A 23740-nucleotide genomic window follows, 5' to 3' on the forward strand; every position below is an offset into this window, starting at 1 on the left:
ATTATGGAAAAACCACCGTTTATTTTTATTGGAAACCACTTTGCATTAGATTTTGTGAATACACGGAAAAATGTGAAGGGGATACGAACGGAACTGCTAAATAATTTTGAAAGTCTTGTGCTATGGCTTCAAGAAACGGATAGACTGGCCCTGCTTGAGGGAGACCCTTTATCTCTTTCACAGCATGATCAAGAAAAAATCCTTAATAAAATATTGGCGAATGCTCCCCCGGCCAATGAGCTACACCTAACCGGAGCACCTTTTCAGACATGAGGCACCCATTGATGGGTGCCTCTAAATTTAGCCGTTATATCATGCAAGGTGAACCGTATTATAAATAAGGTGTCGCCGAGGTGAAGCGGGAAATGTAGATGAAATGTGCATCTTGTAACAGTGATGAATACTTAATTTAAATTAAACTCAGGGGCCTCCATCATAAGGCATGAGTCAAAGTTACCCCTGCCACACAAGCTATACAATGGGCAGCTTCTACAGTCGATAATATCAAGAGAGGCTATTTTTACACTGCATGCAACTAAGGGAGCACAGCTTATGATAAAAAGACTGGGTTTGATCATGCTAATCAGCACGTTCCTCGCAACCGGCTGTAGTCTGCAGATTGGGGAGTCAGCAATTCCAGTTCAGAGCAGACCAGGGGTGCTCGATGTCCGTGGAGGGGAGAAGGAGAACCAGCTCCTCGAGTTAAGGGGATTCTATGAATTATATTGGAATCAGCTTCTTGCACCTGATGATTTTATAGCATCTATACCGCGGATGACAGGATTTATGGAGATGCCGAACAATTGGAATAATTTTGTCTTGCAAGGGGAGCACCTTCCCAGAAAGGGGTATGCTACCTTCAGGATCAATCTAAGGGTAGACCAGACTGGAGAGATAAGAGGACTACTTATTCCGGTCATGTATTCGAATTATAAGGTATGGGTGGATGACCGCCTGGTCGCGGTCAGCGGCACAGTTGGAACAGATCCCAAGAGCAGTGTCCCACAGAAGATAACCAAGGAGGTCTATTTTCAACCGAGGTCGGAGCGGGTGCAGATTCTTATTCAGATATCCAATTATGACAACTATTCCGGTGGTATGTGGGAGCCAATCCGCTATGGGTCGGCAGCTGAAATCGGGGCTAGCCATGACCGGAAGACCGCGTTTACTGCCATTCTGTTGGGTCTCGTCGTGATGGCGGGTGTTTATCATATTGGACTTGGTCTTCTCCGGCGAAAGGATACTTCCTTTCTGTATTTTGGCGCTTTTTGCCTGATTGTGGCTCTGCGCAGTCTTATGGTAGATGAGATATTCCTAACTAAAATGTTCCCGGAGTTCCCATGGCGGCTGGCCTTAAGGATGGAATATATCTGTTTATATATCGGGGTTCCTTTGATTGCGACGTTCTTCCGCAAGTTGTTTCCCGCTGAAGTTCCAGCGGTGTTCATCAAATTCATCATGGCTGTATCGGCATTTTACATAATTTTTACTGTATTAACTCCGGCAGACATCTATTTCCGGATATTGATGTATTATCAGATCCTTACGGTGTTAGCCACAATCTACGCTCTATACGCCATAATATGTGCAGCTGTTCACAATCGGGAAGGGGCATTATATGCTCTGGTGGGTTACATTATATTCACTGTGGCGATATTATTCGATATATTTGGTTCAATGTTTGGTGTAGCGGAGCTTAGCTCCAATGTCGTGGGAGTTGCAGCTTTCACATGTTCCTTCTCGCTAGTTCTATCCAAGAAGCTTTCCCTCGCGTTCAACAAGACAGAACTGCTCGCGGAGGAGTTGGTTGGGGTGAATGACAGCCTGGATATAAAGGTCCGGGAACGAACAATGGAACTAGCCGACAGCAACAGAAAATTGAAAGAGCTTAATCTTCAACTGAGAGAGTGGTCTGTTGTAGACGGCCTAACTGGCGTGTATAACCGGAGATTCTTCGAACAACACCTCACAGAGCAGTTCGATAGATGCATTGCTGAGGGCTTATCGCTGGCTATTCTACTTATCGATATAGACTTCTTCAAGAGATACAATGATACCTACGGACATCTGCAAGGTGACGAGTGCCTCCGAGCAGTAGCTCAAGTCTTGAGATCCTCGCTGGAACAAAGGGACAATGAGGCAATCTTGACCCGTTATGGGGGCGAAGAATTTGCGATTGTTCTGCCTGGATATGTATTCACCAGGGTAATGGAGACTGCCGAGGCCATGTGCGAGAAGATCAGGCAATTGCATCTTCCGCACTTTGGATCAGAGGTGTCAGAAGAGGTAACCATTAGTGCGGGCGCAGCCTGGATGGTTCCTTCCCCGGAAGACAATGCGCGTGCTCTGGTGGAAGCAGCGGATACACAGCTGTACAAGGCAAAGACGAGCGGCCGGAACCAGGCAGCAGGAGCGGTCTGCTCTTAGTGAATAAGAGCATGCTATGCCACATGAACGTTGTTCCTAGGCAGGGTTACAGGACGTGAAATTGTATCATACAACAATAATTGCGGTTTTGATTTTAAAAAGTCTGAGATAAATAAGCAGAATAGGCTTGCTATTATAGTTAACAATACTACTCCCCGTCTGAGCGTAATTTTTGTTACAATAAGACTACTGTACAATTAGGGATGGTGATTAACCTTGGGCAGAAAGCAGGCTTATACCGAATCGGAGTTGCTTGACCAAACCAAGAGAGTGCTTCTCGAACACGGTTATGAGGGGTTTCAGCTTAAATTATTATCGAAAAGTCTGGTGGGGCACGAAGCACGATTTACCAATATTATTCCAATAAAGAAGAGATTGTTGCTGCATGTATGAAGCGGACAATAGAAGATGTACTAGAAAACGCGTCAGCTACAGATGAGACGGATTGTATGAATGCCCTTCAGCATCTGCTAACTGTATATCTGGAAGAGGCAAATTTTCATCAATTGCTTGGAGATGCGTATAAAATTAATAAAGCTAATTCTGCTGCGGCGGCCAATGATCTTGAATTTATTGATCAAGCACATATCACTTTAAAAAATCAACTTGAGCGGTTGTTCGTCCGTGCGCAGGAAGAGGGACACTTAAATCCAAGTATTCCGCTTCCTGTCGTCATAGGTGTCTTTTTTAACCTTATTGAAACACCCAATATGATGAATATTCCTACATCTCAATGGAGTAAGTTATTGTACCAAATGTGGCTTGGCGGAGCGGGTAAACACTAAGGAACATATAATATATTTGACGCGGGTGTCAGAAATAGTGCATACTCAGTGTAAGTCGGATAGAAGCTGGTTAATTTGACACGAGTGTCAAATACATTTTTTTGTGGAGGAGAGGAATAAACGATGTTCTTGGCATTGAAGGAATTGAAACACAACAAGACAAGGTTTTTGATGATTGCGATCATTTTTGTGCTTATTTCTTGGTTGGTATTCATATTATCTGGTTTGGGGAATGGATTATCTACACTAGCGGCTTCGACGTTCAAGAATATGAAGGCTGATTATGTAGTTTTTGAACAAGGATCCAAAGCTTCGATGAGTAAATCTCTGTTGTCCAATGAATTGACAATACAATTAACAGAGATGCCGAATGTAAATGCCGTTTCACCCATGGGAACCATCCTGGCATCGGCAATCAAAGGAAATAGCACAGTGAATGAAGATAAAGTAGATATAGCTATTATAGGGATTGACCCGGGGAGTTTTTTAGAACCCAAGATTATTGAAGGTACAGGGCTGACAGCCGATAATATGACGCAGGTAATAGTAAATGAGACCATGAAAGACGAGGGTTATAAACTTGGGGACACCTTCCAATTGGATGGATCGACGGAATCATTGACTATCGCCGGTTTTGTCAAGGATCAGACGTATAACCACGTAGCAGCTGTTTTCACACCCATTGCAGAGTGGCGAAAGATTGCATTTGCGGCACCAGGATCGGATAAAGGGGTCACGGAACCCGTGAATGGGATAATGCTTCAAGGCCATGATATTGATTCCAATGCCATTAATGAACAGCTGTCGGGTACCGATACGGTTACTCGTGCGGCAGCAGTACAGGGAATGCCTGGATACAAGGAAGAGAATGGTACGATCACGATGATGCTTGCGTTTCTGCTTGCGATTTCAGCATTCGTACTTGGCGTGTTCTTCTATGTATTTACGATGCAGAAGACCAACCAGTTTGGGATCATGAAAGCGATCGGAGCTAAAAATGGGTTCTTGGGTAAAGCGGTCGTCTCACAGGTGTTCGTGTTATCACTCTCTAGCATTATAGTTGGCATAATCTTAACTTATGGGACAGCGGCAATCATGCCCAAAGGCATGCCATTTATGCTTGATACGAAGCTGGTATTCACGTATTCCATCGTTTTGCTGGTGATTTCATTGCTCAGTTCGTTGGTATCGGTTCGCACGATTTCGAAAATTGATCCGCTTCAAGCGCTTGGGAGGGTTGAATAATGACTAGGGGATTGCAAATTACGGCGGCTTCAAAGTTTTACAATGAAGGTTCGAACCGTGTTTCAGCATTGGATAATGTGTCGATTACAGTGGAGCCGGGTGAATTCATCGCGGTTGTAGGGCCGTCCGGTTCGGGCAAAAGCACCTTCTTATCCGTTGCAGGCGCATTGCTCAAACCCTCTGAGGGAGAAGTTAAGCTGAATGGGCAGGACATAGCGAAGCTGTCAGGCAATCAACTATCTGACATCCGTTTGCATGAGGTTGGATTCATCATGCAGGCATCAAATTTGGTTCCGTACCTGAACGTTCTTGATCAGTTGCTAGTCGTGAAGCGGATGTCTGGGAAGGTTACTGCAGCAGATAAAGCATTTGCCGTAAAATTGCTTGAAGAACTGGGTCTGGGCACAAAGTTGAAGAGTTATCCGGAGGAACTGTCGGGGGGCGAGAAACAACGTACTGCGATTGCCCGAGCATTAATTAACGATCCCAATGTTATTTTGGCGGACGAGCCTACAGCAAGCCTTGACACCAAGCCTTGACACCAAGCGCGCCCATGAGGTTGTCTCCTTGATTGCCCATGAGGTCAGAACACGTCATAAAGCGGCGATTATGGTGACCCATGACGAACGGCTGCTTGCTTACTGCGATAAGGAATACCGGATGGAAGACGGCAAATTATCTTGATCTAATATGGTGAACCATTACAATTTCAACAAAGGTAAGGAGATGGTAAAGATGATCGTCGTCACGAACAGAATTAAAGTGAAAAAAGGAATGGGTGCAGTAATGGCACCGGGTTTTACAGCGCCAGGCCCGCTAAACAGTTCCGAAGGCTTTGTGAAAGTAGAAGTATTGTTGACACAGAACTTAACCGAATACGATGAGTTAAATGTAAATATGTACTGGGCGACTATGGATTCTTTTACAGCTTGGAGAAATAGCGACGCCTTCAAATCGGCACACAAACGTCCAGAACCGGGTTCAGAGGAAGCAAAGAAAGAATCTCCAATTCTCGGAAGTGAGATCATTACTTATGAAGTGGCATCTGTAAAAGAAATATAAATAATGAGGACGCCAAAACAGCGATACGAGTCTAAGCTCTTGCACCGCTGTTTTGTCCTGTGTCCCGTAAGGCGCCCATAATTATATGTACAATATTTATAATGGAGACTACCCAACCTTCAATTGTTCAGCGGGATGTGCATGACCGAGGGCTGGGCTCATTTTCTGGCCTTAAATATGGGATTTAAGGGACACTGTTAATGACGGAACGGATATCCGGGGTTAACGTGGATATTTTTCCTACAAGCTTGTTTATGTTACCGGTCCTCAGTGGGTCTTTAGTATGGTTGAAACAAGCACTGACTGAGACTATGTGACGATTATTATCCTATATGCGGTTGGACTGTTGTCATGGCGGGGGCGGTCGGGTAATAGGAATGATTAGAACTTTTAAACTTGGTTGAATTTGGAGTAGTAGCCAAGGAAACGGAGGGACAAATCATGGCGGCACAGACAATATCAGGCATCAGCCCGGTACAGGCCATTGCAGCTTACGGTGGCACACAAAGCGAGGTCAGTTCCCTGGAGAAGCAGCGAAACTTATTGCAGATGGAACTGGACAAGGTGAATGCAGCCCAGGGTGGAGAGAGGCAGACTCCTTATCGCCGGGAGCAGCTGCAACTGAAAATTCGACTGTTGGAGGCCCAACAGATGCAGAAAAGTGGGAGTAGCACCTCAGTCAATTTTGTACTGGCTCCTCCGCTTCAAGACCATCCCCCACTCTGGCGGACTGAAGGAAAGGGCGGCCTCAAGGGCATCGGTCTGACTGATCCCCGGACGGCAACGGTAAACTCAGAGGGCCATTTCAACGCGTTAATTTAGACAAGAAAGCGTAGGTGCGAAAAGCGTCCGGTGATGAATTGGCTTCTCGCAACTGATTTTATGGATATTCGCCCAAGCGCCCTCTCCGCGAATGCATATGATGATTATGCATACTCATTGAAAGGAGCGATCACATATGGGTTTTTTTCCAACACCGGGAACCGGCGGAGGATTTCCGGGATTCCCGGGCGAACCTGGCGTGCCGGGAGGGCCGGGTGTTCCAGGAGGATTTCCGGGGACCCCCGGAGGTGCACCGGGAGGCGTTCAAGCGCCGACGGCTCCTCCACCGCAATTCGTACCGCAAATGTCGGCCACCACATTTGCCATCGACCCGGGTGGGATCAGACGCTGCATGTTCCGCAACACATACATCTGGCTGAACAACGGCGAGCAATTCTGGTTCTTCCCGGTATTTGTCGGCCGTAATTCTGTTGCAGGGTTCAGATGGTTCGGTTTCTTCTGGGGGTACTTCGGCATCGATCTGAATCAGATTCGCTCGTTCACGTGCTTCTAAGACAGACAGCGAAAGAGAACAGCCTGCGGGCTGTTCTCTTTGTGGTGCGACTTTTCATGTTTGCCGCTATCATCCAAGAGTCGACGGTTCGGGTTTGCAGTGGATAGTGAGGAATCTGTATCGCAATTTTTTTGAGGGGAAGTTCGCAGCAGGTTTGAAAAGGTGTTTTGCTAGGAGGGGGACTTTTGCTTGCGGACCCGCTGTCCACCAGTTGACGCTCAGCCTCTGACTTGCGCAGGCTATCAATATCGCCAGTTCCTTGTCGACCTCTACTACGCTACCCGGCAGGACATTGAATATGCTTCTAGAATTATAGTTTAGGAAGGTAATTATATTTAAACTGAAGGGATAGGGCAAATGGTTAAATACAGAATGGCAACTCCGAATGAGCGCGATGAATGCATAGATTTAGCCAACTACGCTTTTCGCTTAGATTTTGAAACCTTGATGCCCAAAGCGTATGGAAAGAACATAGATTCTTCAGCCATGCATAAGGTTGCTGTGGATGAGAAAGGCAGGCTGCGCGCACAGGTGGCTGTTTTTCCAGCACCTCTGACGGTAGGTGACCATACTCTGCAAGCGGGCTATTTGGGTACTGTATCGGTCCATCCTCGGGCGCGTGGCGAAGGGCATATGAAGGCGCTCATGGACATGTGGCTTGAGGAACTGAGCAATACTTGTGATATGGTTGTATTATATGGCCAGCGGCAGAGATATGAGTATTTCGGCTTCACACTTGGCGGTGTAAAGTTCAAGTATTTCGTAGGCGAGGCCAACGTGCGCCATGGCTTAAAGCATATAAACGACACGGGAATATCCTTCTGCCCGTTATTCGAGATTGAAGGAGCAGAATCCTTTGCGCATAACATGAACACCTCGCGGCTTGCTTATATTGAACGTAACGTACAGCAATTGCCAGTTATTTTCAAGACTCTCCATCAAAATGCGTTGGGCGTCCTAGATAAAGGTAAGTTGATCGGGTATCTGATCGTAAACGAAGCGGGCGATGAAATATCTGAATTCGCGATGGCCAATGCGGACGATATTTCGCGGACGATCAAGGCTTATAGGGCATATAGCGGAGCAGAGCGGATAACTATTTATACGCCGGAATATGACATTCCGCTGAACAGGACGCTTGGCAGCATTGCTGAAGACTATGTTATTGAGACCTCTGATATGTATCATATTCTGGATTTTGCCAATGTATTGGAGGCTTATCTGACACTTAAGTACAAGACTACAGGGCTTGTTCAGGGAGAATTCTCCGCAGTCATGGACGGTCAGCCGATTACTGTGCGAGTGGATGTCAGTGGTGTGACTGTCGAGCGGTCTGCTAAGCCCGATGCAGTTGTCCTTAATAAGCAGCAGGCTCAGGCGCTTCTGCTTACACAACACAGTCGTTATATGGCAGTAACTGTACCCGTAGGATGGTTTCCGCTACCCATATTCTGGTACAAGGTTGATAAATTCTGACTAATCCAACTGCCAACCAATCACGATAACCCCATATAAGACAATAAAATAAGCCAGAGGCGAACACTTAAGAGTGTGCCTCTGGCTTATTCCTCTATTTGATAACAAGAAGTCGAGAATACTTCGGAAGCTTTACGGGCAAATTCGGAGTGTTCACACCTTTATGAAAATTATGAATCTTAAGTACATCATGCCTAGGATACTACAGACACTGCTGGGAACCGTATCATAAGTGACGGATTAATTGTTCCAGTGCCGAAACCAAAAGTGGGATGGGTACGAGATTGTAGAACTTCTGGAGATTCACTTTCTTTGATAAGCTGAAATCAATTCAAAGAAGGAGTGATGATCATGAAAATCAGCGTACTGGGAACGGGCAATATGGGGAAGGCTTTAGTGAAACAAGTAGCAGCACATGTAAAGGGTCAAGTGTTGTGGGGTTCACGTAATCCGGCAGAAGCAGCAGAGCTGGAAAAAAGCTTTCAACTTGATCAGATCGTTATCAGCACTTATGAGGAAGCACTTCAGGCAGATATCATTATTCCCGCTTTTCCCGTATCGGCATTAATGGATTGGGCACTTGCTAATAAAGAACAAATTAAGCATAAGATAGTTGTCGATATTTCAAATCCCTTTAACGAGGACTTCAGCGGATTTACTACGGCCTGGGGTGAATCTTCTGCTGAAAGTCTGCAGTCTTTACTACCGGAATCCAAAGTGGTTGGCGCTTTTAAAAATACGTTTTTCAAAGTGTTTGAGAACCCGATATTTCAGGGTCAACAAAGCGATGTACTCGTTACCGGGGATGATGACGAGGCTGTAAACCTATTCATTGAGCGCTTCGACCCGCTTCCATTTCGTTTTATTCATGCAGGGAAGTTAGCCAATAATCGCACGATTGAACGTTTCACACTGCTGGAATTGGAGCTTGCTGTCCGATATGGTACCTATCCTTATATTTCACTCCAAGTTTTTGGTATCAAGGAAGCCGTACTTGCAAATTAACTCAGTAACCGGAAAAGCTTCTGGCCTTTGGCTCGATTCGTACTAAACACGGCAATTGTTCTTTGGGCATCAGGATGACTTAATGGCACGCTGACTAATCGATCCGTTGATAACTGCGTAATATTTGGTTCAGGCAGTACTGTGAGTCCCCCGCCATTGACCACATAACCGAGGATAACCTCTTTGAAGTTAACCTCTGTTTTTATATTCATGGGGTAATTCATTTGTGTGAATAGATCAGTCAATTTGGCACGAATGGTACATCCTTCAGTATAAAGAACGAGAGGCTGGCTGCTTAATTCGGATAGTGTGATAGCCTCTTTTGCTGCAAACGGATGTTCCTTGGGCATGACTACAAATAAAGGCTCCCGATACAGATCACCCATCCATATGGAAGGATGCATGGAGATTCGTTCCGCAACGAGCAGATCCACTTCCCCATTGAACAATAGCTTGTATACATCTGTTGTGGATTGCCGGAATACTAACTCCACTTCGTGGCCATGTTTTTCTAATTTGTGTAACGAAGCCAATAGATACTGTGAAGCGATATCGGGAACCGTACCAATTCGAATACGCTGCCATATCTTATAGGGCTCAAGCGACTTTGTAAGTGCAGATATATGATCAAGCAATGCCCTTGAGGATTCATACAAGATCTTTCCGGCATCGGTTAATTCAACTCCTTGAGAGGAACGGACAAAAAGCTGTACATCGAACTGCTGCTCCAAGCTTCTCAACTGTTTGCTGAGTGCAGTATGCGATATATGCAGAGCCTCGCTTGCTTTGGATATACTTTTCGTCTGAGCTGTTTCCATAAATCCTTTTAAAAATTCCGTATTCACGAGTCACTCTCATCCCTAGTATAGTGGCATGGCAATTATCATATATGGAGATAAACCGGCTTACCTTATCTTAAGTAGGGACGACAATTGTTCCAATCCTTCCTTAAGTGGGGGGTGTGCTTGTCGGACGGCCCTCGCAAGTTTGTCCGCGCTGCCGAAAATCCGGCATAGCACCAACTCACACTCATGATTTTTTTTATTCTTCAGCACCTGAATAAGCGCTTCAGCTAGCTCGGGACGGTCGATGGTTATGTTTTTGACGGGTCTCGCTTCCTCATTGCCACCTAGGAGAATGGAAGTAAGTATCGGCATATGCTCCGTCTTTACGCCATGAGCATCAATAAATGCTTGAGCATAGCTGTCTTGCACCATTTGATGCTCCGTATCCACTAACTCCATATAGCGGCAGACTAACGGAAAATAAGATTCGCTGTATAAACCAAGGCCAAATACGGCATAGGTACCCGGCATCACCGATTTCTCGCCCGGTACCACATCCCGGTACCACGCAAACTCCTCCATAACCAGATCCGCATATTCGGCAAGCTTAGGGAAGAGGGCCGGGTAGCTGAGCGCATTGGCAAAAAACTGATGCAGCTTTGACTTCGCCAGATTGTGTAGCGGCAGAAAATGCTTTTGGACAGTTTTTAGCTTCAACTGGTAGCCCTTAGGGAAGCTTTCCTGCAACAGGTTGATTATATAATCTAACGCTTCTCCGTAAGCCTTCTCCTCTTCAGCAAGGATCCGGATTTCGATCGTCTGCGTTACGTCATTGTTGCTGCCTTCTACCCGCTCTCCCCGATACGTACTCCTAAATTTACCGCTGCCGACTTTCAGATACTGCAAGGCCTGCATAGAACCTAGTTGTCCTGCAAGTTCCAGGTACTTCTGTCGGGTATCTGGCTTGGTGAACCCGATTTGCAAGGCGATATATAGGAAGAAGTCCATCTCCTCAGCATCTACAACATGACGAATAGACTCTTCCTTTAGCTTCCAATCGAATCCATAATCATCGGGACGAACAAAATACTGCGGCAGAAAATGCTCCTGAGCCCACTTATCGAAGGCCGAGGTATAGTGACCGATCCACTCCCGTTTGCGTTGTTGGTTCTGCTGAAGCTTATCGGACAGACGCCGTATCAAGGGTTCAATGACCTCTTCTTGCTGTTTCATGAGGTCGGGATTCATGAGGTGATAAGCAAAAAAGAACATGTCTTCTGCCTTAGGCAGCACGGGTGGATCTGAGAGAACTTTGGTTTGGATGAAATCTTCGAGCGACTTTTGAAGCCCGGCCAGCTTTTGTTCATGCAACAGACGGCGACAAAGCCTCAATTCGGAATGCTCCCCTTCAAATTCAAATACCACTTGAAACTGGTAATCAAAAAAATAGGGACCGAAATCATCAGAGCGGAACAGGTTATCAACAAGCTCGTATAAAGCGGGGAAAAACTCTTGGGACAGCAGTTCATCGGTCAACTCTGCGATGTAAGGGCCTGCTTCAATGGTGTAGGAACTGTCGCTCCAGGAGAAAGGCTCATCAATATCGATATGGATGTTGCCCTGTTCCCCGTAAGCATTGCTTCTTCTCCATGCCACGCGAAGAAAATCTCTGATTCCTGCCTGCAAGGGACTGTGCTTCTTTGTCCTATCTACCATTTGATGTTCTCTAGCGTAAATCGAAGTGACTTCCGTCCATACATCATTTAAAAAAGCTTCCACAGCCTGGTTCACCGAATTAACCTCCTGCTTATAATAGGGACTTATAAAGCCCGGAATTTTACCCATAAGATAAACTGTTATACCTTGTAAGTCAAGGTACGAAGGTATGATAAACAAATGACAGCCTTCTTCTATTAATCCACAGGAGTAACGTGTTCTCGACAACTTGCCTGTATCAGTGCGACAGAAGCGGAGGGGGAGGTGATCCTTTAGAGCAGTATTCAACGGGTCTCAAGTGTGGAGTCATTCAAAATTAAATATCTAAATAAAAATATCTCAATATTTGAAAGATATCGTGTATGATAAGAAGTGTTTCCAGAAAATTGATTTAAAGGAAAGGAGATGTTGGATGATACTTACTAATCGACCTGCAAGTTGGGTGGCTGGATCGCTAGCTTTGCTGCTATTGTTAACCTTCAGCTCTCCGGTTAGCATGGCATCTGAATCACAACAGCAAGAGACAACCCCAGCCGATTCAACTGTTTCTGCACAGTCCGTTGCTCTTGATTTGCCGCACTATTCGGACATTCCGGATCAAGCCTGGTACGCTGAGGCGGTTAACGCCTGGATTACGCTGGGCATTCTGAACCCAACAACAGGAGAGGAGTTAAATCCTTCCCTCGTTATGACACGCGGCGATTTTGCTATTTTGCTAGCGATATCGCTCGGACTGTCTCCGTCCACTAGCGTCTCGCCCTTTAAAGACGTGCCTGCTGGCGCATATTCAGGGTATGTTGCCGCCCTCTACGATGCAGGACTTGTGCATGGATTTCCGGAAGGCACGTTCCGTCCCAATTTACCGGTTACCAGAGCCGAAGGGGCGAGCTTGATCGCTGCAGCCAAGAAGCTGAAGCCGGAGTCGGCAGTCAGCAGCGTATTTCTTGATGTTCCGCAGAACAGTTGGTATGCAGGCAGTATTCTTGCATTGACGAGAGCGGGTATTACCTCCGGAACATCCAAGGATCATTTCACTCCAGATGCAAATATTGTGCTGGCTGAAGCAATTACCCTGCTGTACCGCTCCTTTTTCAGTCCTTCGATCATTCAAGACATTCGCGATGACGGCACAATTACGATCGACGGCCAGACCTATCACGCAGGCAAATCCGTACAAGGTATTTTTCAACCCATTAACCATTCAGCTTTACGGAACGCGGCGATTCAGTTTACAGCTGTGGGAGACACGATACAGTCTGTTGAAGGCCTAGTAATTGGTTACAAAGGTGCATTAGCCGGACGGGATACGCCTATTGGATTTGATGCTGGAGGCGATATCGTCAATGGTAGCGTGATGGTAAGCGTAAACCAGGTCTCGTTGGCTCATTTGGAAGTTAAAGGCGATTTGATTCTGACCCCGGAACTCAAATCGGACTTCTTTGCGTATGACACGCTTGTCACAGGCAAAACAATATACCTGAAAGACAATGATCGTCCGAAATCGCAGATCGCCAATATATGGCTTCTACATAGTGATCTTGGCCAATTGTACTTAGATAACAGCGCTTTGGTGAAAAAGGTCGATACCATCCCGGACATGATGACCCAATCGGGCATCAACTTGAAGAATGCAACCGGCATTCCTGCGGTTAGCGATATACCGGATCCATCGCCGGGCATCCATTCCAAGAGTGCAGTCCGCAACCTTGCTGTTGGTGAGAAGCCGACTCTATCGCGGGGCATCAACTCCAATAGCGTAGTTCGCATCCTCGCTGTTGGTGATATACCCGTTCCATTACCGGGTATCGATCGTGCTCCAGGCCTTTATGTCCAAGTTAATGATGGCCTTATTCATGTGAATTCCGGTGGCGGTACACAAATATTTTCTTCATTTGCTGCTGGCCAATTCGGTTATACGCCCACCAATATGTCTCCCCCCATAAGAATTCCCAGCACTCCGGGAATACAATTCTCGCTGCCGCCCACTGTTGTTCCAACAAAGACACAGGAAGATATAGGTGTGGATGAGTATGTGGAAGGGGGAAAATATCTATTACTTCTTGAAGCCGCGAGGTTGGATAAGACCAATGGCATATATAAAGACAATTCCCCAATAAAAGTTATCGTTCAAAACTCAAGATTCGATGTTACGGCGTCGGTGAATACCGATCTCTTTACAACTATGTCTGCCGCCGCTCAAGCAGCCGCAGATGCCGCCGCTCGCGCTACCGCATCTGCCGCCGCTCAAGCTGCCGCAGATGCCGCCGCTAGCGCAGCCGCAGATGACGCCGCTCAAGCTGCCCGATATGCCGTCGCCCAAGCCGCCGTAGCCGTCGCAGCTCGCGCAGCCGCAGATGACGCCGCTCAAGCCGCAGCCGCTGCCGCCGCTAGCGCTAGCGCAGATGCCGCCGCCCAAACCGCCGCTGCGGCTGCTAGCGCTACCACCGCTCAAGCCGCCGCCGCTAGCGCAGCCGCCGCTCAAGCCGCCGCCACTAGCGCAGCCGCCGCTCAAGCCGCCGCCACTAGCGCCGCCGGAGTTGCCGCCACTAGGGCCGCCGCCGCTCGCGCTACCGCAGATGCCATCGCTAGCGCTATCAACTACGCCAACGCTCACGCTGCCAGCGATTTCGCCAGTCTCGCAGCCGCATATGCTGCTAAGTCCACTACTCTTAACACGGTTACTGTTCAGCCTGGAGTAAGCTTGCAATATTCCGGTGCGGAACCGATTGACACGCTGATCTTCGGCAACTCGGATGCAGCCAACGATACGCCAGTTGGCAGTACAACGTTCTCCGGATCGGTGGACATCGACAAGGTGATCGTAAATGACAGTGCTGGCGAAGTTCATCTGAATGTAACGGGAACAATCGGAAATCTTGCGGTAACAAGCGATTCGCAGATTGTTCTAGAAGGTGATGTTTCCATTACTAATATGGTCGTTCCTACGGGTGTGGATCCCGCAACGATCTTCGTAAATGCCGAAGGCCTATCCAGAGTGGATGCGATCAACGGGCAATCGACGGCACCAACGTCAATGTCGTCAACGGTAACGCCGACGGCAACACCAACGGCATCGCCAACGCCGACGGAAACACCGACGTCGACGGCAACACCAACGCCAATACCGACGCCAACGCCAACACCACCTAATAGTGGCGACTCGGTCGTAACGAGCATCGCGATAACAGGAAGCAACTCGATCACGATCCCGGATAGTGGAATTACGACAGGGGATTATACAGCTACAGTAAAAGATCAAAATAGCAGCACAATGAGCAATGAAACGGTAACTTGGAGCTTGCTTACTCCGGTAACAGGGGTAAGTGTAACTACGAATGGCTTAATTACCGTAGAGAGCACTGCAAATGTAGGATCGTTTACGCTAGTGGCAACCTCTTACAGTACTCCGGCTTTAACGCAAACGCTGAATGTTGCATTGAATGCAGCATCACCGGTTGATATAGCATCGGTAACTGGAGAGAATGTCGGCTATGGTATTGATTTATCATATGGAGATACAATCACAATTGTATTTACAAAGGACTTACATCCAGATTCACAAGCCGCTATAAAGAACCAAATTGAAACGGATGATGCCTGGGGTTATTCGGCACATCGAGCTAAGTTAAGGTGGAGAGATGGTAAGACTGCTGTTGTTACGATGGGTGCTGAGTTTACTCTGCTTAGACCGGGATATAGCGACACATTTGATATTACTGCTGCAAATGTATATGCTACGCTTCATAATATACCTGCGGCAGATCTCACCATAACGTTGCCATCAACTTTAGCTCCTGATACAACAGCACCCGATTTCGCAGAGTCATTAGCTGAAGATGTTGATTCAAGTGGCGATTTGACAACAGGAGATACAATCACAATTTTATTTACTGAGAACTTAAATGAAAATTCAAAATCTGCAATAACTAGCCTGATTGAATCTTCAGCAGTCTGGGGAGAACCGGGAACGGCTATAGTAACATGGACAGATAATAAGTCAGCTGTCATTGAATTAGGTAATAATTTTATATTTAATTTCGTAGACACAGGCACATATCAAATTACAACTGAAGTATCTGATACAATGGGCAATACATCTGGAAGTGTTGCAGTGCGGTTACCCATCTCATTTCAGGAAAAAGGACCTGCATTATAGGATAGAGAATGATACTATATAACTGATTTGTTGGAACGCAATATTAATTGTTTGTTTACATGGAGAAAGTTGACTTTCCGAGGCAATATAAAACCCGACCTAGTTATGGTCGGGTTTTTGCTGTGCGCCCAGCATGAATAGTAAATTACTGACTGCCGTTCTGAGTACATTTGGCGACTCGTTCCGCAAGACCTGTGAGGGTACGCACAAATATCTCTTCGTCGTTGATCGCCCTAGCCAGGATCAATCCTCCCTGAATCCCGCTGACGACCTCCTCTGAAATCCTAGTTCCCAATTCAATGGGGGTACCCGCTCGAATAAGCGCACCACATAAGGCATCGATCCATCTTTTAAAGTATTGACTGATCCTCGCAGCGAACCGATTTCGAGTTTCGTCGATAGCAAAAGCGCCTATGAGACAAATCCGTTGGCCTGATCGAAAATACGCGTCGACCTCGCTCCACATTTGTTGAATAGCCGCATGCGGATCGTTCTGTTCCAGCGGTTCGAACACGTTGTGGGCGAACCAAGTATTTACATGTGTAAGAATCTCTGCGGCCATTTCCTCTTTTCCACCGGGAAAGAAATAGTACAGGCTTCCTTTGGAAAGCCCTGTGCGGGCCGTGATCTTACTCATGGAGGCCCCTTCATAACCAAGCTCTCGAAAAACCTCGGCAACCATCGGAATTACATCAGCCTTTTCGAATACAGTACGGGTCATAAGTCAAGATCGGTAAGTCCGGAATGGTCATCAGGACGCCGACCGAGCGGCCAATGAAATTTACGTTCAGATTCAAGTATGGGCATATCGTTAATCGACGCATATCGACGCTTCATCAAACCATCCGCAGCAAACTCCCAATTCTCGTTTCCGTAGGAGCGGAACCAACTTCCGCGATCATCATGCCACTCATAGGCAAAGCGTACTGCAATACGGTTGTCAGTGAACGACCAAAGCTCCTTAATCAGACGATATTCTAGTTCCGTAGCCCATTTACTTGAGAGAAGCTTCACGATTTCTGTACGACCGACGGGAAATTCAGCGCGGTTCCGCCAGCGAGTATCCTCCGTATAAACAAGTGATACACGATGCGGGTCACGGCTGTTCCAACTATCCTCAGCCATTCTGACTTTTTCAATCGCAGTTTCTCGGTTAAATGGGGGTACAAGTATCTTCATTTTATCTCCTCATTTCTAATCCGTTTGTTCTATTGTATACCGATTGGTTTACAAAAACAAATGAAGATGATAATAGTCAATAAGAGGTTCTGCTATTCCACTTCAATGACTTTCACGGTTTCACCTTCAACTAATACGGGCTGGTAGTAGGTATTGGTGGGCAAGTCTTTTTTGCCTTGCAAATTCTTAATAATCCAGTCCGCTGCATCGCGTCCCATTTGTTCTTGGGGGTGCGTCAGCGTCGTTAGTTGGATATTCGCATTTTTGGCGATATATGAATTGTCCTGACCGATAATGGATAACTCGTCCGGAATGGAAATCCCCAGTTTTCTGCAGACATTGACGACTTCCAAGCCTACCTCGTCGTTGTAACACACCAGCGCGGTCAATTCATCCCGATTGTCGTTCAGATATATTTCCAAGTTAGCGGACAGATCCGGCTTCGTCTCCGTGTCGAAAGAAAGCACATGCTCGTGCTGGAACCGTAACTTGGCTTCCCCAAGAGCCTTGATAAATCCCTTCATTCTAAACTTTCCTTGCAAATCATCCATTTTGGCGATAATGCCGATCTGGGTATGTCCCTTGGCAATCAGCTCCCGGGTGGCAAGATAGCTGGACTGCACGTCATCCAGACAGAAGAAAGGAACTTCCAATTCTTCATAATAGGCATTGATCATTGTGAACGGAACCTCTTGCTCCTTAAAAGATAGATAGTAAGCGATATTGGGGTTGAATACATTGCTTCTTGTAGGCTCTATAATCAGTCCATCCACGCCGTAGGACAGCATCATTTCCAACGCTTTTTTTTCCTGGGAGATATCATTGTTAGTACTGGCTAACAGCAAAGAATAGTTATCTTCATTTAATCGGCTTTCAATGCCGCGGATAATGGAGGGGAAGATATAATCTGAGATATAGGTCGTGATGACACCGATCGTTTTATTCATGGACTTGGCCCCCGTCTTGGACCGGTACTGGCTGCTGACGTAAGTGCCGGAACCCCGCTCGCTTCGCAGGAACCCCTCGTTGGATAACTCCAGAATGGCTTTTCGAACCGTCTGCCGGCTAACGCTATAGCTCTCTTGCAAAGCGATCTCCGAAGGGATTTTCTCGCCTGCTTTATAGGTTCCAGAGAGGATATGAGTTTTGATAACTTCAATAATGATCTGGTATTTTGGCTTCATGCAATCCACTTCTTTCATCGTTGTTCGAAAAAGTTGTACGTACACATTCTAGCATGAATTACGTGAAACGCAAGTTGTATTACATCATTTTGCAATCTATACGGTACAAATTTCATTATTATTCATGGAAAAGTACCATTCTCAGACTGATAAGGAGTTCGGATGGGATTATGTTAGTATAACTATTAGAACATATTGACAAATGTACGTACAAAAAATATACTAAAACTGTCGGTTAGTGAAACCGCCTTCTTTCGGTCCAAACCTTTCGGTTGTCTCATCGAGTGGCCGATTGGATCGGAAGCAGCTAGTATAGGAATCGAATTTCTGTGCAAACCGTGAACAGAGAGGGGATAGAAGTGATCATGAATCATGTGGACTTGAAAGAAGCGATAACCCAAGGAAATATTTCACTGGGTATCGAATTTGGATCTACGCGGATCAAAGTGGTCCTGATCGATCAGCGTTTCGAGACTATCGCATCGGGAAGCTATGAGTGGGAGAATCTGTTGAAAGACGGATATTGGACGTACAACCAGGAGGATATTATTACTGGCCTCCAAACCGCTTATCGTGAAATGAAGCAGGAAGTGGATCGGAATTACGGAGTTACCCTCCAGACTGTTGGTTCGATTGGGTTCTCCGCTATGATGCACGGCTATATGGCATTCGATAGCACGGGGGAGTTGCTAGTACCGTTTCGGACTTGGCGCAATGCAACTACCGGGGCAGCAGCTAGGGAACTAACGGACTTGTTCCAATTTAATATCCCTGAGCGCTGGACTATTGCCCATTTATACCAAGCGATATTAAACCAAGAGGAGCATGTGCCACACCTTGATTTTGTAACGACGTTAGCCGGGTATATCCACTGGCTGCTGACTGGCAATAAAGTGATCGGTATCGGCGATGCTTCCGGTATCTTCCCTATAGATGAGTCAACCCATAACTATCATCCAACGATGGTTAAGCAATTCGATGAAATAATCGCAGCCAAAGGCTATCCATTAAAGCTTGAGGGTCTCCTGCCCAAGGTGTTACTCTCTGGCGAGCAAGCTGGTGTACTAACTGCGGCTGGAGCCGCCATTCTGGACCCGTCTGGCGATCTGCAGCCCGGAATTCCGCTATGTCCTCCGGAAGGCGATGCCGGAACAGGCATGGTTGCGACGAATAGTGTGAGGAAGCGTACGGGCAACATCTCCGTGGGTACTTCCGTTTTTGCAATGATTGTATTGGAGAAAGCACTATCCAAGGTTTACCCGGAAATCGATATGGTTACGACACCAAACGGTAGTCCGGTCGGCATGGTGCATGCTAACAACTGTTCCAGTGATCTCAATGCCTGGATAGGATTATTCCGTGAATTCTCCGAAGCTATGGGATACGACGTGGATTCCAGCAAGTTGTTCAGCGTGCTTTTGAATAAGGCATTGGAGGCCGATTCGGATGCTGGCGGTTTGCTTAGCTACGGTTATCTCTCGGGCGAGAATATTACGGGAATGGATAAAGGCCGACCGTTATTCGTTCGTTCGCCTGAAAGCAACTTTAATCTGGCTAATTTCATGCGGACGCACTTATTTAGTGCTTTCGGAGCATTGAAGCTCGGTATGGACATTTTGACTGAGAATGAACAGGTAGCGATTGACAGTATCTTGGGTCATGGCGGCCTCTTCAAAACTCCTGTCGTTGGACAAAAGGCTTTAGCCGCCGCGCTAAACGTACCGATCTCAGTCATGTCGACGGCCGGCGAAGGCGGGGCATGGGGCATGGCGCTGCTAGCTTCCTACATGACCAATAAGGGTCAGGGAGAGAGCCTAGAGGACTTCCTTGAGCAGAAGGTCTTTAAAGATGTTGAAGGACTGGAGATTGCTCCAGATGCAGCGGATGTCACAGGATTCCAAGCATTTATCAAACGATACCAAGCAGGACTAGCCATTGAACAGGCGGCTGTAGACCATCTACTATAGGACAGGAGGGACTAACATTGTTAGAGCAACTTAAAGAAGAGGTATATCAAGCGAATCTGGATTTGCCAAAACACGGCCTCGTGAAATTCACTTGGGGCAATGCAAGCGCAGTCGATCGGGAAAGTAGTCTGTTCGTGATCAAACCGAGCGGAGTCAGCTATGAAAAGATGCAGCCGAGCGACATGGTAGTTGTGGATTTCGACGGTAATGTGGTCGAGGGAGACCTGAGACCCTCCTCCGATACCCCGACTCACGCCGTATTGTATAAGCATTACTCGCAAATCGGCGGCATCGTGCATACCCATTCGACCTGGGCAACTATCTGGGCGCAAGCGGGACTGGATGTACCTGTCATGGGAACAACGCATGCGGATACTTTCTATGGATCCGTGCCTTGTGCACGGTTTCTGAACCAAGCGGAGATTGACCGCGGGTACGAAGCGGAGACGGGTAACGTTATTATCGAAACGTTTGAGAAGCTCGGAGTGGATGTGATGTCTATCCCGGCCGTCCTGCTCCAGGGGCATGCGACTTTCACTTGGGGGAAAGACGTGAATGCAGCGGTCGTGAACAGCGTCGTGCTGGAGGAAGTATGCAAAATGAATTTGTACGCGCGGCAATTGAACCATTTTGCCAAAGAACTGCCTCAGGGCATTCTGGATAAGCACTATCTTCGGAAGCACGGAAAAAATGCCTACTACGGGCAGAAATAATAGCCTTACCCATTCTTAAATAATGAAAAGAGGATGATCCAATTGTCATTAACAGCAGCTAAACAGTTTTGGTTTATCGTAGGTTCGCAGCATTTGTACGGAGAAGAAGCGCTAGCTGAAGTAAAAGCTCATGCGCAGACGATGACGGATGCCTTAAATAATAGTGGTGTGCTCCCTTATCCACTTGTCTTGCAGGATCTGGCTGTCACTGCCGATAAGATTACAAACCTCATGAAAGAGGTCAACTATCGCGACGAGGTAGCGGGTATCATCACGTGGATGCATACGTTCTCGCCGGCGAAAATGTGGATTCGCGGTACAAAAATGCTTCAGAAGCCGCTGCTTCACTTGGCAACGCAGTTCAATGAAAGCATTCCTTGGGCAACGATCGACATGGACTTCATGAACCTGAACCAGGCTGCTCACGGTGACCGCGAATACGGCTTCATCAATGCCCGTCTGAAGAAACAAAATAAAGTCGTCGTAGGCTACTGGGAGCGACAAGAAGTGCAGCAGCAGATTGCGGACTGGATGGACGTAGCCGTTGCTTACAACGAAAGCTTCAATATCAAAGTCGCTCGTTTCGGCGACAACATGCGCAATGTTGGTGTAACAGAGGGCGATAAGGTCGAGGCTCAAATTCAATTCGGGTGGACAGTAGACTACTATGGCATCGGCGATCTGGTACAATACGTGAATGCCGTTACGGAGCAGGAAATCGATGATTTGATGGCCGAGTATGCGGAGCAGTACGAATTCGATTATGGCACGAACAGCAAGGAAGCTTGGGAAGCGAGCGTCAGAATCCAAGCAAGCTATGAAATTGCCCTCAAACGTTTCATGGACGATAAAGGTTATAACGCCTTCACGACGAACTTCGAAGATTTGCATGGCATGAAACAGCTTCCAGGTCTTGCGGTCCAACGTCTGATGGCGCAAGGTTACGGTTTTGCCGGCGAAGGCGACTGGAAGACTGCAGCGCTTGACCGCTTGTTGAAGGTAATGAGCCACAATCTAAACACGGGCTTTATGGAAGATTACACTTACGAGATGGCGGCTGGTCAAGAAGCTATCCTGCAATCTCATATGCTAGAGGTCGATCCGTCCTTGGCAAGCAATAAGCCAAAAATCATTGTTTCGCCGCTCGGCATCGGTGGTAAAGAAGATCCTGCGCGTCTTGTATTCGATGGCAAAGCTGGCGAAGGCGTCGTCGTTTCTATGATGGACTTAGGCACGCATTATAAACTGCTAATCAATGAAGTTACCGCATTTGAGCCAACGGCTCCGGCTCCGAACCTTCCTGTAGCTCGCGTCTTGTGGACTGTGAAACCGAACTTCCAAGACGGAGTGAAGGCTTGGATCGAGAATGGCGGCGGCCATCATACCGTTGTTTCATTGAACTTGACGACAGACCAAATCGTGACCTACGCTAAGCTGGTTAACTTGGAATACGTCGTCATTAAGTAATAGTATGACAAACCGTTTCTTTCGTAAATGACGAGTTCATTTACCAAGAAACGGTTTCTTTTTTTTGGGGAAGTTTTCGCTTTATGAGTGTTATCGCTGATCATACGCCAGCGCAACAATATAATCGGATTAAACTTAAGATTCATTTAAGGTTCACCCTACATACTGAGTTGAGTTAAATATGGAGGGTGAACGAGATGAAGAAAATCAATTATGTTAAGTTTGCGCTTGATCTGGTAATGGGCTTATTGTTCGTCTTGTTTTTCAACAAAAATGTGTTTGGTGGGTTGAAGTTTCATGAAATTGCGGGCCTCGTTTTTGCCGGGGCATATATCACTCATATTCTTCTGAATTGGGGTTGGGTGAAGAGGGTCACTTTAAAAATGTTCGATCGCAGATTGTCCTGGAGAGTGCGCGGCAGTTATGCATTAAATTTCTTGTTGATGGTTTCTATGACGTTCATCATCGTCAGCGGGATCTTGATTTCCCATGTGTTATTCCCAAACCTTAACGTGGGCAATGAGAATTGGTTTAAAATGACTCATATCTCGGTATCTTTTTTGGTGCTGGCGCTAATTGGGATCCATGTCGGGCTTCATTGGCAGTGGGTTGTAAACATGTGTGAAAAAATGACCAGCGTAAAGAAGAGCCGAGCTTGGATGCGGTATGTTGCGCAAGGCCTGACTCTGATCATTCTGTTATTCGGTCTATACCAAATCAATCAGACCTCTTACGTCACTCAGCTAAAAAGCTCGGTATCGGTATTCGGCATGAACACGCAGCAATCAGGCTTCGAAGGCAAGGGGGCTTTTAAAGGCGGAGAACAAGGCGGAACGAGGGAAGGCCGGCCTTCCGGCGGAGGAGGTCAATCGGGATTCGATCGAGGGGGAAAGGGAGGAAACGTGAGCTTCGTTTCCGTTATCTTGACTTATACCGGCATCATGGGAGTGTTCGTTATTGTAGCTTATTATCTGAAGAAATTGAGCGTATACCGTAAGAGAAAAACAGTTGCAAACCCGAATTGAGAGGGAGTATAAGTACTTCGACACCTCATTGCACCTGACCGTACAGGTAGTTGCGGACGAGCAGTTTGGATGCGGGAATGAGATCCGTCCAAGGAAAGAAACAAGACCCGGCTACTTATGGGTCTTGTTTCTTTTTGTAAGCCTGCTGACATTTACCGCAAGTTTTGGCTAAAACGATAGTAGATAAGTTGAATTTACAAAAGTACGATCAA

The 23740-nt window shown here is 46.8% G+C and carries 19 protein-coding genes and 1 pseudogene; 15 read left to right on the plus strand and 5 right to left on the minus strand.

Translation table 11 applies throughout. From position 1 onward, the window contains the following. Positions 1–3: 3 nt before the first annotated feature. The 10 genes and pseudogenes from H1230_RS01820 (at position 4) to H1230_RS01865 (ending at position 9336) form a co-directional block, all read left to right on the plus strand. Entirely contained in the window at positions 4–273 is a 270-nt protein-coding gene (locus H1230_RS01820; RefSeq protein WP_239713962.1) for a CGNR zinc finger domain-containing protein, read from the plus strand. Between the two features lie 279 nt (positions 274–552). Beyond that, the gene (locus H1230_RS01825) at positions 553–2427 is read left to right on the plus strand and encodes a GGDEF domain-containing protein (RefSeq protein WP_239713963.1); all 1875 of its coding nucleotides are present in this window, start codon (positions 553–555) and stop codon (positions 2425–2427) included. 389 nt (positions 2428–2816) lie between these two features. Further along, on the plus strand, positions 2817–3212 hold the full coding sequence (locus H1230_RS01830) for a hypothetical protein (RefSeq protein ID WP_239713964.1): 396 nt from the start codon (positions 2817–2819) through the stop codon (positions 3210–3212). A gap of 123 nt (positions 3213–3335) precedes the next feature. Continuing rightward, complete coding sequence (locus tag H1230_RS01835; RefSeq protein ID WP_239713965.1) at positions 3336–4457, plus strand: ABC transporter permease; 1122 nt, start codon at positions 3336–3338, stop codon at positions 4455–4457. Further along, positions 4457–5141 (plus strand): annotated as a pseudogene (locus tag H1230_RS01840) (ABC transporter ATP-binding protein). The gene H1230_RS01835 and the pseudogene H1230_RS01840 overlap by 1 nt, the downstream one beginning before the upstream one ends. Positions 5142–5192: 51 nt before the next feature. Then, a complete protein-coding gene (locus tag H1230_RS01845) occupies positions 5193–5519 on the plus strand; it encodes a heme oxygenase (protein WP_239713966.1) in 327 nt (108 codons plus the stop codon). Between the two features lie 441 nt (positions 5520–5960). Further along, positions 5961–6341, plus strand: coding sequence for a hypothetical protein (locus tag H1230_RS01850; protein ID WP_239713967.1), 381 nt, complete (start codon positions 5961–5963; stop codon positions 6339–6341). A 136-nt stretch (positions 6342–6477) separates the two neighbouring features. Then, a complete protein-coding gene (locus H1230_RS01855; protein WP_239713968.1) occupies positions 6478–6855 on the plus strand; it encodes a collagen-like protein in 378 nt (125 codons plus the stop codon). A gap of 357 nt (positions 6856–7212) precedes the next feature. Next, positions 7213–8331, plus strand: a complete 1119-nt coding sequence (locus H1230_RS01860) for a GNAT family N-acetyltransferase (protein ID WP_239713969.1) — start codon at positions 7213–7215, stop codon at positions 8329–8331. Positions 8332–8682: 351 nt separating this feature from the next. Beyond that, complete coding sequence (locus H1230_RS01865; protein ID WP_239713970.1) at positions 8683–9336, plus strand: NADPH-dependent F420 reductase; 654 nt, start codon at positions 8683–8685, stop codon at positions 9334–9336. On the opposite strand, the gene H1230_RS01870 is transcribed toward H1230_RS01865, so the two are convergent. Together H1230_RS01870 and H1230_RS01875 are read right to left on the minus strand one after the other, a co-directional pair. After that, positions 9333–10181 carry a LysR family transcriptional regulator gene (locus H1230_RS01870; protein ID WP_239713971.1) on the minus strand — a complete coding sequence of 283 codons (849 nt, stop codon included), beginning with the start codon at positions 10179–10181 and terminating at the stop codon, positions 9333–9335. The two genes, H1230_RS01865 and H1230_RS01870, sit on opposite strands and share 4 nt — an antisense overlap. Positions 10182–10241: 60 nt before the next feature. Further along, the gene (locus H1230_RS01875; RefSeq protein WP_239713972.1) at positions 10242–11912 is read right to left on the minus strand and encodes a DUF6138 family protein; all 1671 of its coding nucleotides are present in this window, start codon (positions 11910–11912) and stop codon (positions 10242–10244) included. A gap of 337 nt (positions 11913–12249) precedes the next feature. On the opposite strand from H1230_RS01875, the gene H1230_RS01880 reads away from it, so the two are divergent. Then, complete coding sequence (locus tag H1230_RS01880) at positions 12250–15993, plus strand: S-layer homology domain-containing protein (RefSeq protein ID WP_239713973.1); 3744 nt, start codon at positions 12250–12252, stop codon at positions 15991–15993. Positions 15994–16138: 145 nt separating this feature from the next. Here the strand turns inward: H1230_RS01880 and H1230_RS01885 are convergent, their stop codons facing one another. The 3 genes from H1230_RS01885 to H1230_RS01895 form a co-directional block, all read right to left on the minus strand. Beyond that, on the minus strand, positions 16139–16714 hold the full coding sequence (locus tag H1230_RS01885; protein WP_275591078.1) for a TetR/AcrR family transcriptional regulator: 576 nt from the start codon (positions 16712–16714) through the stop codon (positions 16139–16141). Further along, the gene (locus tag H1230_RS01890; protein ID WP_239713975.1) at positions 16711–17172 is read right to left on the minus strand and encodes a nuclear transport factor 2 family protein; all 462 of its coding nucleotides are present in this window, start codon (positions 17170–17172) and stop codon (positions 16711–16713) included. The genes H1230_RS01885 and H1230_RS01890 overlap by 4 nt, the downstream gene beginning before the upstream one ends. A gap of 92 nt (positions 17173–17264) precedes the next feature. Next, positions 17265–18356, minus strand: coding sequence for a GntR family transcriptional regulator (locus tag H1230_RS01895; protein ID WP_239713976.1), 1092 nt, complete (start codon positions 18354–18356; stop codon positions 17265–17267). 365 nt (positions 18357–18721) lie between these two features. On the opposite strand from H1230_RS01895, the gene H1230_RS01900 reads away from it, so the two are divergent. The 4 genes from H1230_RS01900 to H1230_RS01915 all read left to right on the plus strand — a co-directional run bounded on the left by H1230_RS01900 (position 18722) and on the right by H1230_RS01915 (position 23528). Next, positions 18722–20323: a xylulokinase gene (locus H1230_RS01900; RefSeq protein ID WP_239713977.1), complete on the plus strand. Its 1602-nt coding sequence runs from the start codon at positions 18722–18724 to the stop codon at positions 20321–20323. A 17-nt stretch (positions 20324–20340) separates the two neighbouring features. Beyond that, the gene (locus tag H1230_RS01905) at positions 20341–21036 is read left to right on the plus strand and encodes an L-ribulose-5-phosphate 4-epimerase (RefSeq protein WP_239713978.1); all 696 of its coding nucleotides are present in this window, start codon (positions 20341–20343) and stop codon (positions 21034–21036) included. 33 nt (positions 21037–21069) lie between these two features. After that, complete coding sequence (gene araA, locus H1230_RS01910) at positions 21070–22503, plus strand: L-arabinose isomerase (RefSeq protein ID WP_239713979.1); 1434 nt, start codon at positions 21070–21072, stop codon at positions 22501–22503. Positions 22504–22700: 197 nt separating this feature from the next. Next, on the plus strand, positions 22701–23528 hold the full coding sequence (locus H1230_RS01915; RefSeq protein ID WP_239713980.1) for a DUF4405 domain-containing protein: 828 nt from the start codon (positions 22701–22703) through the stop codon (positions 23526–23528). Positions 23529–23740 lie beyond the last annotated feature (212 nt).

Origin of the sequence: Paenibacillus sp. 19GGS1-52 (assembly GCF_022369515.1) — a bacterium.
Classification (GTDB): Bacteria; Bacillota; Bacilli; order Paenibacillales; family Paenibacillaceae; genus Paenibacillus_AQ.